At 45.6% G+C, this 15,989-nt stretch carries 18 protein-coding genes; all 18 read right to left on the minus strand.

Features of this window, described 5'->3' with window-relative positions:
- Position 1 precedes the first annotated feature (1 nt).
- Positions 2 to 811, minus strand: a complete 810-nt coding sequence (locus tag DESDI_RS11645; RefSeq protein ID WP_015262811.1) for a TlyA family RNA methyltransferase — start codon at positions 809 to 811, stop codon at positions 2 to 4.
- Entirely contained in the window at positions 804 to 2,699 is a 1,896-nt protein-coding gene (dxs, locus tag DESDI_RS11650; protein ID WP_015262812.1) for a 1-deoxy-D-xylulose-5-phosphate synthase, read from the minus strand. Before dxs ends, DESDI_RS11645 begins: the two co-directional genes overlap by 8 nt.
- On the minus strand, positions 2,677 to 3,282 hold the full coding sequence (locus DESDI_RS11655; RefSeq protein WP_015262813.1) for a hypothetical protein: 606 nt from the start codon (positions 3,280 to 3,282) through the stop codon (positions 2,677 to 2,679). Before DESDI_RS11655 ends, dxs begins: the two co-directional genes overlap by 23 nt.
- 23 nt (positions 3,283 to 3,305) lie before the next feature.
- Positions 3,306 to 3,749 carry a divergent PAP2 family protein gene (locus tag DESDI_RS11660; protein ID WP_015262814.1) on the minus strand — a complete coding sequence of 148 codons (444 nt, stop codon included), beginning with the start codon at positions 3,747 to 3,749 and terminating at the stop codon, positions 3,306 to 3,308.
- A gap of 8 nt (positions 3,750 to 3,757) precedes the next feature.
- Positions 3,758 to 4,627, minus strand: a complete 870-nt coding sequence (locus tag DESDI_RS11665) for a polyprenyl synthetase family protein (RefSeq protein WP_015262815.1) — start codon at positions 4,625 to 4,627, stop codon at positions 3,758 to 3,760.
- A 7-nt stretch (positions 4,628 to 4,634) separates the two neighbouring features.
- Complete coding sequence (gene xseB, locus DESDI_RS11670; protein ID WP_015262816.1) at positions 4,635 to 4,880, minus strand: exodeoxyribonuclease VII small subunit; 246 nt, start codon at positions 4,878 to 4,880, stop codon at positions 4,635 to 4,637.
- Positions 4,881 to 4,907: 27 nt separating this feature from the next.
- Positions 4,908 to 6,119 (minus strand): exodeoxyribonuclease VII large subunit, encoded by a 1,212-nt coding sequence (gene xseA / locus DESDI_RS11675; protein WP_015262817.1) that lies wholly within the window; start codon positions 6,117 to 6,119, stop codon positions 4,908 to 4,910.
- A 319-nt stretch (positions 6,120 to 6,438) separates the two neighbouring features.
- On the minus strand, positions 6,439 to 7,389 hold the full coding sequence (locus DESDI_RS11680) for a magnesium transporter CorA family protein (protein WP_015262818.1): 951 nt from the start codon (positions 7,387 to 7,389) through the stop codon (positions 6,439 to 6,441).
- Positions 7,390 to 7,709: 320 nt separating this feature from the next.
- On the minus strand, positions 7,710 to 8,345 hold the full coding sequence (locus tag DESDI_RS11685; protein ID WP_015262819.1) for a cyclodeaminase/cyclohydrolase family protein: 636 nt from the start codon (positions 8,343 to 8,345) through the stop codon (positions 7,710 to 7,712).
- Entirely contained in the window at positions 8,345 to 9,199 is an 855-nt protein-coding gene (locus DESDI_RS11690; protein WP_015262820.1) for a bifunctional 5,10-methylenetetrahydrofolate dehydrogenase/5,10-methenyltetrahydrofolate cyclohydrolase, read from the minus strand. The genes DESDI_RS11685 and DESDI_RS11690 overlap by 1 nt, the downstream gene beginning before the upstream one ends.
- Positions 9,200 to 9,423: 224 nt before the next feature.
- Entirely contained in the window at positions 9,424 to 10,815 is a 1,392-nt protein-coding gene (gene gltA / locus DESDI_RS11695; RefSeq protein ID WP_015262821.1) for an NADPH-dependent glutamate synthase, read from the minus strand.
- Positions 10,815 to 11,666, minus strand: coding sequence for a sulfide/dihydroorotate dehydrogenase-like FAD/NAD-binding protein (locus DESDI_RS11700; protein WP_015262822.1), 852 nt, complete (start codon positions 11,664 to 11,666; stop codon positions 10,815 to 10,817). Before DESDI_RS11700 ends, gltA begins: the two co-directional genes overlap by 1 nt.
- A 64-nt stretch (positions 11,667 to 11,730) precedes the next feature.
- Positions 11,731 to 12,726, minus strand: coding sequence for a Kae1-like domain-containing protein (locus DESDI_RS11705; RefSeq protein ID WP_172635902.1), 996 nt, complete (start codon positions 12,724 to 12,726; stop codon positions 11,731 to 11,733).
- Complete coding sequence (nusB, locus tag DESDI_RS11710) at positions 12,692 to 13,138, minus strand: transcription antitermination factor NusB (RefSeq protein WP_015262824.1); 447 nt, start codon at positions 13,136 to 13,138, stop codon at positions 12,692 to 12,694. The genes DESDI_RS11705 and nusB overlap by 35 nt, the downstream gene beginning before the upstream one ends.
- A 71-nt stretch (positions 13,139 to 13,209) precedes the next feature.
- Positions 13,210 to 13,428, minus strand: coding sequence for a DUF2273 domain-containing protein (locus DESDI_RS11715; RefSeq protein WP_242825394.1), 219 nt, complete (start codon positions 13,426 to 13,428; stop codon positions 13,210 to 13,212).
- A 20-nt stretch (positions 13,429 to 13,448) separates the two neighbouring features.
- Complete coding sequence (gene amaP / locus DESDI_RS11720) at positions 13,449 to 13,976, minus strand: alkaline shock response membrane anchor protein AmaP (RefSeq protein ID WP_015262826.1); 528 nt, start codon at positions 13,974 to 13,976, stop codon at positions 13,449 to 13,451.
- Between the two features lie 61 nt (positions 13,977 to 14,037).
- A complete protein-coding gene (locus DESDI_RS11725) occupies positions 14,038 to 14,436 on the minus strand; it encodes an Asp23/Gls24 family envelope stress response protein (protein WP_015262827.1) in 399 nt (132 codons plus the stop codon).
- A gap of 202 nt (positions 14,437 to 14,638) precedes the next feature.
- Complete coding sequence (gene accC, locus DESDI_RS11730) at positions 14,639 to 15,985, minus strand: acetyl-CoA carboxylase biotin carboxylase subunit (protein WP_015262828.1); 1,347 nt, start codon at positions 15,983 to 15,985, stop codon at positions 14,639 to 14,641.
- Between the last annotated feature and the right edge of the window lie 4 nt (positions 15,986 to 15,989).

The raw sequence follows: 15,989 nt of genomic DNA on the forward strand, positions 1-15,989 counted from the left end.
TTCACTCCGATCTTTTTTGAGCATGTTCAACAATCTCGGGAACGAGTTCACGCCAAGGTATGCCGTTATCCTGTTTACGCTGAAGCCAGGCTAAATATTCAATATTACCTTCTGGACCACGGATGGGCGAGAAGTCCAAGCCTTTGACCACAAAACCACATTTTTCCGACTCTTCGAGGACATGGTTAATAACCCACTGGTGAATCTGGGGATCTTTGACAACCCCCTTTTTACCGATGTGTTCCCGACCCGCCTCAAATTGTGGTTTTATTAATGTGATGACCTGTCCCTCCTCCTTGAGGATCTCCAGCATAGCCGGAAAGATCTTTGTGACAGAGATGAAGGCAACGTCAGAGACAACATAATCTACCGATTCAGGCAAGGATTCTCCATCGAGATACCGGGCATTGACTCTTTCCATGGAGACAACTCGTGGGTCTGTGCGCAGTTTCCAGTCCAGTTGTCCATAACCCACATCGATAGAATAGACGCGTGCTGCTCCATTTTGTAAAGCACAATCCGTAAATCCCCCTGTCGAGGCACCAATGTCGGCAACAATGGCCCCCTCTAGGGAAACGGGAAAGGTTTTAAGGGCCTTTTCCAACTTTAATCCTCCCCGGGAAACATAGGGTAAAGGATCTCCTTTGATTTCTAAAACAGTAGCTTCCGGTAATTCCATACCAGGCTTATCCAACCGCTGTCCTTGGCTGAAGACCAACCCGGCCATGATGATGGCTTTGGCCTTCTCCCTGCTGGAGGATAAACCCTGCTTAACCAACAACACATCCAGTCGTTCTTTTCCTTTAGACACTGCTTCTTCCCTCAATCCTTTGCAAAACCTTTAAACGCTCAGCAGCTTTTAGTATGCCAGCAACAGACAACCCGTATCCTTGATGAAGCAAAGAGATAGCTCCCTGATCCACAAATTCATCATAACCTAAGCGCTCGACGACCACATCTGCTAAACCTTCATCAGCTAACACCTCAATAACGGCACTTCCCATCCCGCCGGCAAGCATATGGTCCTCTATGGTTATGATACGTTTGGTCAGGCGAGCATAGCGGAGGATGGTCTCTTTATCTAAAGGATTCAAAAAGCGCAAATTAATGACTGTGGCTTCCACCCCGCGATGATGCAGCTCCGCGGCAGCAGCCATGCAAGTATTGACCATGGGGCCAATACCAATCAAGGTAATATCTTTACCTTCGTGAAGAACCTCGGCCTTCCCTAGAGGAAGTTCCTTGAGTTCCTCGGATAAATCTACCCCTTGACCCACAGAACGTGGATAGCGCAGAGCCACCGGTCCCTCATATTTAAGTGCAGTGTAAAGCATATGGCGTAGTTCATTTTCATCCTTCGGCGCCATAAAAATTAAGTTCGGTATCACTCGCAGAAATGAAATATCAAAGACACCGTGATGGGTTGGTCCATCATCACCGACCAATCCTGCTCGGTCAATAGCCATCACCACGTTGGAATTAGGTAAACAAACATCATGAAGAACTTGGTCATAGGCCCGCTGATAAAAAGTAGAATAGATAGAAATCACTGGTTTCATGCCACCAAAAGCCAAAGCGGAAGAAAAGGTCACCGCATGCTGCTCGGCGATTCCGACATCAAAGAACCGTTCCGGAAACTTCTGGGCAAAAAGATTGAGTCCTGTGCCGCTTGGCATAGCCGCCGTGATGGCCACGACCCGTGGATCTTTTTCCGCAATATCGCAGAGGGTCTGGCCAAAAATCTGGGTATAGGTCGGAGGAGCAGGTTTTTTAGGGATTTCACCCGTTAATTTATTAAAAGGCCCTACCCCATGAAAAAGAGAAGGGTTTCTCTCGGCGGGTTCATAGCCTTTCCCTTTTTGGGTCAAAACATGAATAAGTACAGGTTCCTTCACGTGTTTTGCTTGCTCAAAAACCTGTTCCAACGCTATTTGGTCATGACCGTTGATGGGGCCGAGATAGGTAAAACCTAGTTCTTCAAATAATAATCCCGGTACCAAAAGATATTTCAAACTATCCTTGGCCTTTTCAGCTGCTTTGGCCATCTTTGAACCGATCCCTGGAATACGTTTGAGCAGATTTTCTATTTCTTCTTTGCTCCTATCATAGCGAGGATCGGTACGCAGGCGATTTAGATAAGAGGACATGGCCCCCACATTCTGAGCAATCGCCATCTCATTATCATTAAGGAGCACAATCATCTTAGTCTTCGTTTGTCCGACATGGTTTAGAGCCTCAAAAGCCATACCGCCGGTCATAGCCCCATCCCCAATCACGGCGATGACCTGATGCTTTTCTTGGCGTAGATCTCTTGCCTTAGCGAAACCTACTGCCGCCGAAATCGAGGTACTAGAGTGACCGGTCTCAAAACAATCATGTGGGCTTTCAGAGCGTTTGGGAAAACCTGATAAACCATGATAAAGTCTAAGACTCTTAAATTCCTTCTGTCTCCCTGTGACTAATTTATGGATATAACTTTGATGCCCCACATCCCAGATAATCTTATCTTTTGGACTATCAAAGACCCTATGCAAAGCAAGGCTAAGCTCGACAACCCCTAAATTTGGAGCCAAATGACCTCCATTGGTGGAGACCACATCAATCATTTCCTCTCGAATCTCTTGGGCAAGCTGTTTAAGTTCGGGATACGTCAACCCTTTTAAATCCTTGGGCTGATCAATCTTTTCGAGGATCCCCACTTTGCTTCCCCCCCTTCCGTCGTTTATCTGTAAACGTCCAACCCGTCAGCTCTTCTAAACGTGCTATGACAAATCCTACTCGTCCCATGATTTCATCGGCTTTTTGGATAGCAAAAGTTTTGCCTACGGCCTTTCCGGTTACTGTGACCGAAGCCACCAAGGCAATCATTAAGGTATCAATCCAAATCTCATGAGATCCTAATCCAGGGTATGTTTGCAACATTTCTAAGACGATGGAGGCTGACATGCCTCCACTCAATGCACCTGTAACATCGCCAACAATATCATTAGCAAAATTCGCTACTGTATCCGCGTGGCGAACTAAAAAGACCGTCTGCCGAGCGCCTGGAACCCGGTTAGCTGCTTTAGCATGATGCGGCTTCTCGGTAGCTGCGGTGGCAGCAATCCCAATCACATCAAACCCAATATTGATAATAATGATAACCAATAAAAGAATGAGAGCGATAAATATATTGGTCTTCCTCATTAATATTTCGGTTCCTAAGCCAGCAACGACCGCTAATGTAAAACTCAGAAGGAAGACAAATAGGATATGCTTCCAACTTTTGCGCTTATATCCCAACAGTTACCCTCCAAATCATTCTATTACATCAAGATACCCACAATGATGCCAACAATTGCCCCGGCAAACACTTCAAAGGGGGTATGCCCAATCAGTTCCTTCAGGCGTTCTTGAGATAGGTGGGACATCTGTTGATAGAGTTCTTGAACTAACTGATTAATCACTTCAGCTTGCTTACCCGCAGCTCGCCGTACCCCAGCAGCATCATACATGACAATCATACCAAAAATCACTGCAACAGCAAAAATTGGAGAGTTCCATCCATAGTATTTTCCCACTCCAATCGACAAAGCACTGACAGTGGCCGAGTGTGAACTAGGGAATCCACCCGAGCTGAATAAAAAACCCACATCAAAGGTTCTATGAATAGAAAAGTTAATGATAACTTTTAAAACTTGGGCAATAAGCCAAGCCATCATTGCCGATAGTAGTATAGCGTTATCAAGAATTCCGGAAATAATGCTCATGCTTCACCTCAATACTTCCGTTGAGCAATATAATCTGCTAAATCATGCAAGAAGCCCGATCGTTCCCCTAAGGTTTCTAACGCAGCATGAGCTTCATCTGTCTTGTTCATAAACTCGGCTTTTGCACCCTCTATGCCCATTAGCGATGGATAGGTAGCTTTATGTTGGCGAATATCGCTTTGTGCCGGTTTCCCAAGACTTTTACTATCACCTTCTAAGTCTAGGATATCGTCTCTAATCTGGAAGGCAAGGCCGATAGCTTGTGCATAATTAGTTAATGCCTCAATTTTCTCTTCAGTTCCCCCGGCAAGGATTGCTCCTAAGCGAGCAGAAACCACGAGCATGGCTCCCGTCTTTAAGCGATGTACCCGTTCAAGCTCAGCCAACGCTAAATCTTTCTCTTCAGCCGCCAAATCCAACACCTGTCCACCCACCATACCTTCCGGTCCCGCGGCCTGAGCGACCTCCCTGATGACCCGAAGCTGGCGTTCCGGCGTCACCCCGGTAATGGATTGAGCAAGAAGCTCGAAGGCATAGGTCAAAAGAGCATCCCCGGCAAGAATGGCTTGCCCGACCCCAAAAGCTTTATGGTTAGACAAGCGACCACGGCGATAATCATCATTATCCATGGCCGGAAGATCATCATGGATTAAAGAATAGGTATGTATCAATTCCAGTGCGCAGGCCGCAGGAAGAATGGATTCCTCGTCTCCCCCCACTGCTTTGGCAGCGGCTAGAGCTAAAACCGGTCGGATCCGTTTGCCTCCTGCAGCAAGAGAATAATTCATGCTTTCGATAAGAATCCCATTTCCACTAAAGAGTTGTGCTAAATATGAATCGACTTGTCGGACATGTGCCTCTAAATCCTTTTGAAACATCGACGAATCATCCTTCCACAGGAAAATCTGCTGGTCGAATCTCCAACTCACCGTTGGGATCCTCTAAGAGAATCTGCATTTGTTTTTCTGCGTGATCAAGCAGGTTATTGGAATTTTGCACAAGTTCAATTCCCTGTTTAAAGAGATTTAAAGCCTGTTCCAAAGGGACTTCTTTTTGTTCTAGTTCTCGAACTATACGCTCTAGGTGTTCGATTCCCTCTTCAAAAGTTAACTCCTTACTCTCAACTTCCATGTTATATTCCCCTTTAAATTTCTATACTTATTTGGGATCAGAGCTCTTCGACAGTACAGCGCATGTTAAAGCACCTTGTTGAAGCCGTACTTGAACCTGCTGCCCCACATTGATTTCATCAGAATGGCGAAGAACGTTTCCTTTAGGGCCATAGGTTAGGGAGTAGCCTCTCCCGAGAATGGCTAATGGACTCAATAAATCAAGCTTTGCAGCCAATAGTCTTAGTATACCATTTTTGTCAGAAACAAATCTAGTCATCCCCTGTTCTAGGCGCTCGCTTAGAGCATCGAGGCGTTGACGGTTTTGATCCACTCTCCAGAAAGGGTTAGAAAGTGGTCCAATACTTTTTAAACTGTCCACTCTTTGCCTCTTTTGATGGATTTGCAAGGCCATACTACTACGCAACCGGGATTCCATTTGCGCTAAATTGGCTTTCAATTCCATCCACAGCGGAACAGCCAATTCCGCAGCAGCAGAAGGGGTCGGCGCACGCAGATCGGCAACCATATCCGCAATGGTGACATCCGTCTCGTGTCCTACAGCCGAGATTACCGGAATACCTGAAGCAGCAATAGCTCGAGCAACTTCGACCGTATTGAAAGCCCAAAGCTCTTCCAGCGAACCACCTCCACGGCCCACGATAATCACATCCACTTGAGCCTGACGATTGAGCCGGGCAATAGCTTGAGCCACTTCTCGAGGGGCGAGTTCTCCCTGAACCGCGGCAGGGGCAAGGATCCAAGAGATTTGCGGGTTACGTCGTTCCATAACCTTAAGAATATCTTTAAGAGCAGCCCCTGTCGGGCTTGTGACAATTCCAATGCGGCGGGGAAATCTAGGAATGGGCTTTTTGCGCTCTGTGTCAAAAAGCCCTTCTTGGGCTAAACGTTCCTTAAGCTGCTCAAAAGCCAAATAAAGTGCGCCCACACCGCTGGGCTGCATCTCATCGGCATAAAGTTGAATGTTGCCATCTCGCTCATAGATACGAATGCTACCCCGCACAAGTACCTTCATCCCATCTTGTGGGACAAAGCGTACTCTTTCAGCGCGACTACGAAACATAACTCCTTTAATACTGGAGTATTCATCCTTTACGGTAAAGTACCAATGTCCCGAGGGACGATGGTTTTTATAATTAGAAATCTCCCCACTGACCCAACAGTTCACAAAATCCGGGTTTTCAGTGAGGGTCTGACCTATTTCTCGAGTTAATTCAGCAACCGTCCAGATCTTCGGCACATTATTCACCTCTTACCCATAATACAAAGTAGCTTAAGTATTTTCAAGAATTTTGTATATTTTTCTATGATAACATAACAAACACCCGGTTTTTACCTTTTTCGTAGTGAAGCTTCGAGAATCTATACCAAGTTAAACTTGTTTAAAGTTATCCAAGTCTACTCTACAACAAAAGGCCTGTCCGAGAATGGACAACGTTGTCCATTCTCGGACAGGCTTTAATTCTCACTTCTACCGCTTACACATGTCGATAGCAAGGGGCATCCCCCAATACTTATGCATTGTGCTTAAATTTAAAAAAGGGAGGTTTCCCTCCCTACTAGAACATTTTCTTTTTCCACAAGATAAAGGCACTAACACCAGCAATAGCAAATGCTATACCGAGTACGAAGCTAAATCCAAAAGGATTATCGCGGAAAGGCACCACAACATTCATTCCCCAAAAGCTGGCTAACATCGTCGGTACAGCCAAAATAATGGTCATCGAAGCTAAAAACTTCATCACCATATTCAAATTGTTGGAGATAATCGAAGCAAAGGCATCGGTCAAGCTTCCCAAAATATTGGTGTACATCTCAACCATTTGGATGGCCTGATTATTCTCGATGATAACATCTTCTAACAAATCTTCATCTTCTTCATACATTTTGATCAAATGTTGGCATTGACTATTGGAACGTAACCGCAATAAGCGATCCATGACCACCCCGTTAGAACGAAGTGAGACCGTAAAGAAGGTCAAGCCTTTTTGCAAGTCCATCAATTGAAAAATCTCTTGGTTCTTCATGGATGTGCGCAGGTCAAGCTCAATTTGATCGGTGCGCTTATTAATTTGACGCAAGTACTTGAGGTAATATGAAGCAGATTTATAGAGAATCTGAAATAAAAAACGTGTTCGCTTCCCTGTGTTAAAGCTTCGGTAGCTATCAGCATTAAACTCATTAAACACCGGATTATCCTCTAAGGATACCGTAATAATGTGATCTTCAGTAATAATCATACCCAGTGGCAATGTATCGTAGTTCGTTTCATTGATCATCAAGGGTATGTTTGTAATAATCAAGATACAATGGTCTTCCAACTCTATCCGTGAACGCTCTTCTTCGTCCAGTGCCGCTTTGAGAAAATCCAGTGGCACTTCAGTGGCCTCTGCCACCGCATTAAGTTCCCCTGGGGTTGGATTCACCATCTGAATCCAGGATCCTTTAACCAAAGCATCTAAAGTAAGCTCTTGATAATTACCAGCATCATTTTTACAAATTTTGAGCATCCGGTTCCCCCCTTTAGGTGGCCGGCTGAATCAATAATCCTCCTTCAAAACCGGACACACCCCTATTTTCGAATAAAATATTCAATTTCGGTCGACTAGGCCCTCCTGCGTCCAGTTTACTCACCATCCCGTCATTTTTTAAGTGATTACATAAGAACTATACTCCTTCAGTTCAGAGGTGTCAATTCTACTACCTAAGAAAAGTTGAAATTCATCCTTGTTAAACTACGCGAAACGAAAAATCAGTTGTCAACAAAAAACCCGCACTCAGCCAAGCGATGCGGATTTTTACGGTATATCGTTATTATCCTGAATAAATCTTATAATCTGCTCTGTACGACTGCCACTATATCATTTTTGAGCTGTTCTGCTTGAGCGAAGAGACGTTCACGCTCAGCTTTAACTTTGTCTTGGTAGTTATTATCTTTAACCTGAGGCAAATTGATATCCACACTAAACATAGCAGCTTTAAGGGCACTTTCGGCTAAATAAGCAGCTACACCCACATCACTAATCGCCCCTTTATTGCCGATGGGGGCAAGCTCTTGAGCTAATTCAAGGACAGCATAACAGTTTTGGGCAATTCCTAATGGAGTATCCGTCGCTGAGACCAATACTTCTTGCATTTTAGTCGAACGGACTAGTTTTTGCTCTCCTGTATCTTTGGGAAACTTTAATACTGCCATGAAATTTGAGAATTCCTCAATATCTTGGGTTAAGCCGGTTTTCAAGTCAGCCAACGCCTTTTGGCCTTTATCCAAAATTGCTTGAGCTTGTGGCTCAACATCCTTATATTTTTCTTTACCAATCGTCAAATTTGCGACCATACATACCATAGACGCAGCTAACGCTCCTACATATGCAGATACGCTTCCTCCCCCAGGGGTTGGAGCAGCGCTGGCGGATTGGGCCAAAAATTCCGCAGTGGTCCACTGCCATACAGTGTTGTCAGCCATCATTTTACCTCCTTATGTTGGAGAGCGATTCCCTTCAAAACATTTCTCATAACTAAAGCAGTAGTTAAGGATCCAACTCCTCCCGGAACCGGTGATATCAGAGAAGCGACCTCCTTAACCTCTTCAAAATCCACATCACCGCAGATTCCACCGGGAATCTCATTGATTCCGGCGTCAACAACCACAGCACCCGCTTTTACCATATCTTTTTTCAGGAGCTTCGCTTTACCTACAGCAGCAATAATGATATCCGCCTGGCGGGTAAACGCCCCCAAGTCCGGCGTTTTCGAGTGGCAGATTGTAACTGTGGCGTTATGCTTAAGAATGAGAAAAACTAAAGGCTTGCCAACCGTTTCACCTCGACCGAGGATAACCACATGCTTACCGGCAATTTCGACTCCAGAACGAAGCATAATTTCAATGCAGCTTTGGGGCGTTGCGGGGAAGAGGCCCTCTTCACCACTGAGTATATAGCCCCGATTGATGGGATGGACTCCGTCCACATCTTTATCGGGACGCACTGCTGCCATAACACGCTCTTTTGAGATGTGTTTTGGTAAAGGCAGCTCGATCATAATGCCATGTACTGCGGGATTGATATTGAGGGAATCGATTAGGTTCAAAATATCTTCCTCAACACTGTCAGCAGGCAGAACGAAGAGTTCAAAATCGATACCTAAGCCTTCGCTTACTTTCTGTTTAGACTTAGCATACACAACTGATGCAGGGTCATCCCCTACAAGCACCACCGCCAGCTTGGGATGGATCCCTTGTTCCTTCCACCCTTTTACTTCTTCCCTGATCTCTTCTTTTAAGACTTTGGAAATCTCTTTTCCGTCTAATAATTGAGCCAAGAAAACACACTCCTCTCATTCACACTTCTGAAACTTCCGAAGATGGCTTAGTTTGTCCTATATAGTTCTCCATAGAGACTGTAATTCCCTTTCTTTGGGAGCAATTTTTCCTCCTGGAAATAATGGTGCAGATTAAACTACATAGAAGTCTAACATTATAAGAAAAGCAAGCCAAGGAGTGTTGACTCACAAGGCTTGCTGAAACACAAAGGAAATCCTAGGATTTAATTCTTATTTTTAAGGTACTCGTTGATTCCAGCAGCTGCTTTCTTACCGGCTCCCATCGCCAGGATAACAGTAGCAGCACCGGTGACAATATCTCCGCCGGCGAATACCCCTGGGATAGAAGTCTCTAAGGTCTCTTCATTAACCACTATATTGCCCCACTTATTGAGGTTTAACCCTTCAGTGGATTTTGTTACTAAAGGATTCGGTCCCTGACCAATCGCTACAACAACGGTATCCACAGGGATTTCGAATTCAGAACCAGGAATAGCAACCGGAGAACGACGACCGGATGCATCCGGTTCTCCCAGCTCATATCGGAGACAAGTAAGGGATTTGACAGCACCACGTTCATCTCCTTGGATCGATACGGGGTTAGTCAAAAGTTGGAACTTGACACCTTCTTCTTCGGCATGCTCCAGTTCTTCATGTCGAGCAGGCATTTCCGCCCGTGAACGACGATAGACGATGCTGACTTCCTCTGCCCCTAAGCGAAGGGCAGTACGAGCAGCATCCATGGCTACGTTACCGGCGCCAAATACAGCGACTTTCTTACCAATCTTAACCGGGGTCTTATATTCGGGGAAACGATAGCCCTTCATAAGATTGGTTCGCGTCAAGAATTCATTGGCCGAGTAAACACCGTTTAAGTTCTCGCCGGGGATACCTAAAAAGTTAGGAAGCCCTGCACCTGTACCAATGAATACTGCATCATAACCTTGACTCAGAAGCTCATGAACAGAGGTCACTTTGCCAACGACTTGGTTCACAAGAATCTCAACACCCAAAGGTTCTAAATTACAGATCTCCATCTGAACAACATCTTTAGGAAGACGGAATTCAGGAATACCGTACATAAGAACCCCACCGGCAACATGAAGCGCCTCAAAGACGGTTACTTTATGGCCAGCCTTCGCTAAATCTCCCGCACAAGCCAGTCCGGCAGGACCAGCACCGATCACGGCAACTTTCTTACCCGTAGGAGCCGGAATCTCAGGAACCTTACAGCCTTGGCTGATTTCATAGTCAGCGACGAAACGCTCTAAACGGCCGATGGCTACTGGTTCACCTTTGATTCCTAAGATACATTTGGCTTCACATTGGGATTCTTGGGGGCAGACCCGGCCACATACTGCGGGTAAACTGCTACTCTTCTTAATGATTTCAGCAGCTGCCATGTAGTCTTCTTCGGTGATTTTTTGGATGAACTCAGGTATGGAAATATTAACAGGGCAACCCTGTACACACTTGGGGTTTTTACATTGTAAACAACGTTGAGCCTCTTCAATTGCAGTTTCCGAGGCATATCCTAAAGCAACTTCATTGAAATTATGCGCACGCTCTTGTGGATCTTGACAAGGCATTTCATGGCGGGGTACTTTTAAAGCCATTAGTGTTGCCCCCCCTTTCCGCAATCACAGTCTTTGGAAACTTTAGCACGCTCTTCTTCATCTTTATAAAAACTCAGACGTTTCATGGCCAAATCAAAATCCACTAAATGACCATCAAACTCAGGACCATCCACACAAGCAAACTTAGTCTCATTGCCTACACTTAAACGGCATGCTCCGCACATTCCTGTGCCATCGACCATAATCGGGTTCATGCTGACGATGGTTTTGATACCCAAAGGACGAGTAAAGTTCGCTACAGAGCGCATCATAACGACCGGTCCAACCGCCCAGATTGCGTCAATTTTTGTTCCTTGAGCAAGAATTTGCTCCAAGCCGTTGGTTACAAAACCTTTGACTCCTTTGGTGCCATCATCCGTTGCTATCACCAGTTCGTCACTAATAGCTCTCATCTCATCCTCAAGGATAAGAATATCTTCACTTCTTGCGCCTATGACCGAAATCAGTCTATTCCCAGCTTCTTTTAAGGCGCGCGCGATAGGATAAACTGGGGCAACACCCAGTCCTCCACCGATACACACTACGGTTCCATAATTCTCAATCTCCGTAGGAACTCCTAATGGACCAACAAAATCAAGGAAAAAGCTTCCTTCTTCCATGGAATTGATCATTGCTGAAGAATAACCAACATCTTGAATCACAATAGTAATCGTACCTTTTTCGCGATCAAAGTCCGCTACCGTAAGCGGAATGCGTTCGGATTGTTCGTCCATTCGCACCATAACAAATTGACCTGGTTCGACTTTTGCAGCGACTGCAGGAGCTTCGACCTCCAACAAGACGATGCAGGGTGCCGAAACAAGCTGCTTCTTTTTCACTACCCGATACACGTGCATACCTCCTAAATCTTGCCCATTAATTTCTTTTAAAATAAAAAAGAACATAACTTTCTAATTATTCGATATGATTAGGAATATTTCCTGCCTTCAGGAAATTTCCTTTAATTTTTTCTAAAGTGAGTACAGCGACCCCGATGGCGTTATCACGACTCCAATTCGGTAAAGCCCAGTGAAAGTGACCGACATTTGCGAGTCTTCTTTCTAATTCCTGACGGATATACTGGTTGGAAGCGACACCACCGACAATAAGAATTTCCTTTATGCTGGTTTCTTCCGTTCCCGCCTTTAACAATTTGGTCAAGGTTCTGACAATACACCCTTCGACCGCTCGAGCTACGTCTGCCGGTTCCTTTCCCTGATCAATTAAACGTTGGGCCGCTGACTCTACCCCTGAGAAGCTAACTTCAAATTCTTTGACAGCTGAAGGAAGCCAAGTTGCTGCTTCAGGATTAGCTTGCCGAGCCAGCGCTTCTAGGCTTTTACCCGCAGGAAAAGGCAATCCTAAGCGCACTCCCACTCGATCTATGAATTGGCCGGCATGCAAGTCCGTTGTTCCTCCTAAAATTCGGATATCCATTTGGCCCGGCAGCTGGCGTTGGACCTCTAATAGTTCTGTGGTTCCTCCGGATATATGAACCGCTAGAAAGCGGGTGCCGCTCAACTCGCTAGAAATGAGACCGGCTGCCAAATGTCCCTCCTGATGACTCGTCAGAACCAGAGGAATACAGCGAGCTGCGGCCATGGCCGTGGCTACTCCAAACCCTGGAGTAAAGACCGGCATATAGGATTCTTTGAGAGGGCGCGGTGCGGTACTTACCCCGATTGCGGCAATCTCCCCCCAATACTCTTGAGGTACAGCAGCCACCAGTTGAGGTAAGTTCTGGACATGCTGAAAAAGGGCTACTGACTGAGCGAGCCCTCTTTCACCTTGCGGTACATCTAAGACTTTTCTATTCTCATAGACCAGTACAGCCTGATCATCCACTATCGCTAAGGAAGTGGTATAAGCACTTGTGTCAATTCCCAGGTAGAGTGCCATTCTCTTTTTCATCCCTTTTATTGACGCTTTCTACAACCTTGTCCAAAATGCCATTGATAAATTTCCCCGATTCATCACTGCCATAGCGTTTGGCAATTTCAATCGCTTCATTCAGGGTCACCCGTCCGGGAATATCCTCCCGATGGAGAATTTCATAGCAAGCAAGACGCAAAAGGTTGCGATCCACATTGGCCATCCGAGATACGGGCCAACCTTCAGAATATTTCTCCAGTAATTCGTCTATAGCTTCTTGGTGGGTTAATGTTCCTTCCACCAGCTCTTGAGCAAATGGAATACTTCCTTCCGGAACTGCAAATTCTTCTGCCCATTTGCAAATCACAGGTTTCAGCTCCAAGATTTCTTTTGTCATATCCAGCTGAAACAAGACTTGCAGCGCGGTTTCCCGTGCTAATCTACGGCTCATAGGTTCCTCCTAGCTGCTTTCTAATCCATACTTAAGCCAATTTATTCATCCTTTAGCACCCGATCACTCATTTAATGAAAAAAACGGTCCAGCCAGCCAAAGAGATCTTTATGATCATCATGTCGTTTCCCTAAGATAAGGCCAACCAGAACAAATAACGCCAATACCAGTGCTTTCCAAAAACCCAAAACAACGACTAGCAGTCCTATCCCGAAGCCGGCAAGGATTCCCGAAAGTTTCCCAGGATGCTCTTCTAGAGCCCAAAGAAAAAAACGTGATATCTTATTCACCAACTCCGTCCAGAAAATCTTCATCGGACTCGTGCTAGGCGATTGGATGGATCAGAATCCATGCGACGCACCAGCACTTTCACCTCGGCAACTTTGATCCCTGTATAGCGCTCAATATCTTCTTTCACTTGGGCTTGTAATTGTTCAGAAACTTCTGGAATGGCTGCCTCAGGATTAAACTGACAATCCAAGAAAACTTCCAAGCCGTCTTCTCTCTGCTTGATTAAAGGTTTGACGAGACGGACCCCATTCTTGCTTTGGGCGCTGCGCACAATAATATCTCCGAGCGCATCCACTGTTATACGGACTTCACCCAGTTGTGATACGGTCCGGAAGGTATGATCCGGCATCTTCCTCCGCGGCTTTAGGAAAGGTAATATTCCCAAAATAATAATGAAGATAGCAATGATTAAACCTTCCCAAGTATTAGATCTCAACCATTCCATTCCATCCATAAAAATCTCATAAGGAAGACCCCACCCAGTACTAAGAGCAAGAATATAGACGCCGATGACCATCAAAAGAGCGCCAACACTATACCCTAACAACCTGTCCACCTCCTTACATTTATTTACCCCCCCTAGTCGTCCAGGGGGGGTAACAAAAAGCTTATTTTAAACGCGGAAGTTCTTCATCTTTAATCTCAGGAGCCGGACGAAAGTTAACTCCTTGAATATGAACATTAGTTTCAATTACTTGAAGTCCCGTCATGCTTTCAATAGCCTCTTTTACAGCTTCTTGAACCTTCGAAGACACCTCAGGTATTGATACACCATATTCCACAACGAGGTAGAGATTCACTGCCGCTTCTTGCTCACCGACTTCAACCTTAACCCCCTTCGAGAGGTTTTTGCCGCGAACGAGCATCTGAGCGATATCTCCGACTAAGCCACCGCTCATGCCAGCTACACCCTCCACTTGAGAAGCAGCTAAGCCAGCGATAATTTCCACGACTTCATCTGCAATCTTAATCGTACCCAGTGTATTTTCTATATCTGACTTTTCCATAGTTTCACCTCATATCCACATATTAAATCCATATGTATCTTTTGCCATTAAAATAGAAAACCCGGCTTCATTAGGCCTCTAAGTCATATTCCAAATTACGAGGCCGTTGGTTGCACTTGTGCAGGAGGAAAGTATGCAAGGTCATTATACTATTTAATAGTATAACAAAAGAATACCCTACTGGCAAAGGTGAATGTATTCGCTATTCTCCCATGATCCGTCGCTGGATAAAGTTTGTATAGACTTCTCCCCTACGGAAGAAGGCATTATCCAGCACTCTAAGGTGAAATGGAATGGTGGTGTGAATTCCCTCGATATAAAACTCTTCTAAGGCCCGCTTCATTCGTTGGATAGCCTCTTCACGGTCCGCTCCCCAAACAATGAGTTTTCCCACCATGGAGTCATAATAGGGAGGGATGGTGTATCCTTGGTATACTGCACTGTCCACCCGTACTCCAGGTCCACCCGGTGGATGATAAAACTCAATGGTTCCCGGGGAGGGCATAAAGTTCTTATCCGGGTTTTCCGCATTGATGCGGCATTCCATAGCCCAGCCACGAATTTCGACATCCTCTTGCTGAATGCCTAAGGGCTCTCCGGCAGCGACACGAATCTGAGCTTTCAAGAGATCGATTCCAGTCACAAGTTCAGTCACAGGATGCTCTACTTGAATTCGCGTATTCATTTCAATAAAATAGTAATCTCCATGCTTATCCAAAAGGAATTCGATGGTTCCGGCACTGGAATAATCAGCAGCCCTTGCAGCTTTAATTGCTGCATCCCCCATGGCTTGCCGTAGCTCAGGCGTCAGGGCACTGGAGGGTGCCTCTTCCAGTAATTTCTGATTCCGTCTTTGTAAGGAACAATCCCTTTCCCCAAGATGGATGACATTGCCGTGTTTGTCCGCTAGGATTTGGAATTCAATATGCCGAGGCTCCTCCACATATTTTTCCAGATAGATTTCCGAATTACCAAAGGCGGCATGGGCTTCATTTTGGGCAGCTTGAATGGACTTGCCTAACTCCTTAGAATTCTGAGCAATACGCATACCCTTTCCCCCGCCTCCCGCAGAGGCTTTGATCATGACCGGATAGCCAATCTCCTTGGCGATCATGGAGGCGGCTTCCACATCGGTGATGATCTCTTTAGAGCCGGGAACCACAGGCACCCCTGCCTCTATCATGGTCTTGCGAGCTGTAGCTTTATCCCCCATCATCTCAATGGCTTTGGGAGATGGCCCAATAAAGGTTATACCGCAGGACTCACAGATTTCGGCAAAACGAGCATTCTCAGATAAAAAGCCATATCCGGGATGAATAGCATCCACACCGGTGAGTTCAGCAGCGCTGATAATATTCGGGATATTTAAATAACTTTTAGCTGAAGGATGGGGACCGATACATATGGCTTGGTCCGCTTCACGGACATGCATAGCATCACGATCCGCTTCTGAAAAAACTGCCACGGTTTCAATGTCCATCTCACGGCAAGCGCGAATAATCCGCAAGGCAATTTCTCCCCGATTCGCAATTAATATCTTCTTAAACATGCCT

The sequence above is a fragment of the Desulfitobacterium dichloroeliminans LMG P-21439 genome (assembly GCF_000243135.2).
GTDB lineage: Bacteria > Bacillota > Desulfitobacteriia > Desulfitobacteriales > Desulfitobacteriaceae > Desulfitobacterium > Desulfitobacterium dichloroeliminans.

Coding starts and splice junctions, on each gene's coding strand:
- DESDI_RS11660 (WP_015262814.1), bottom strand. CDS start 3,749: ATGAGCATTATTTCCGGAATTCTTGATAACGCTATACTACTATCGGCA.
- DESDI_RS11665 (WP_015262815.1), bottom strand. CDS start 4,627: ATGTTTCAAAAGGATTTAGAGGCACATGTCCGACAAGTCGATTCATAT.
- xseB (WP_015262816.1), bottom strand. CDS start 4,880: ATGGAAGTTGAGAGTAAGGAGTTAACTTTTGAAGAGGGAATCGAACAC.
- DESDI_RS11680 (WP_015262818.1), bottom strand. CDS start 7,389: ATGCTCAAAATTTGTAAAAATGATGCTGGTAATTATCAAGAGCTTACT.
- DESDI_RS11685 (WP_015262819.1), bottom strand. CDS start 8,345: ATGGCTGACAACACTGTATGGCAGTGGACCACTGCGGAATTTTTGGCC.
- gltA (WP_015262821.1), bottom strand. CDS start 10,815: ATGGCTTTAAAAGTACCCCGCCATGAAATGCCTTGTCAAGATCCACAA.
- DESDI_RS11705 (WP_172635902.1), bottom strand. CDS start 12,726: ATGAAAAAGAGAATGGCACTCTACCTGGGAATTGACACAAGTGCTTAT.
- nusB (WP_015262824.1), bottom strand. CDS start 13,138: ATGAGCCGTAGATTAGCACGGGAAACCGCGCTGCAAGTCTTGTTTCAG.
- DESDI_RS11725 (WP_015262827.1), bottom strand. CDS start 14,436: ATGGAAAAGTCAGATATAGAAAATACACTGGGTACGATTAAGATTGCA.
- accC (WP_015262828.1), bottom strand. CDS start 15,985: ATGTTTAAGAAGATATTAATTGCGAATCGGGGAGAAATTGCCTTGCGG.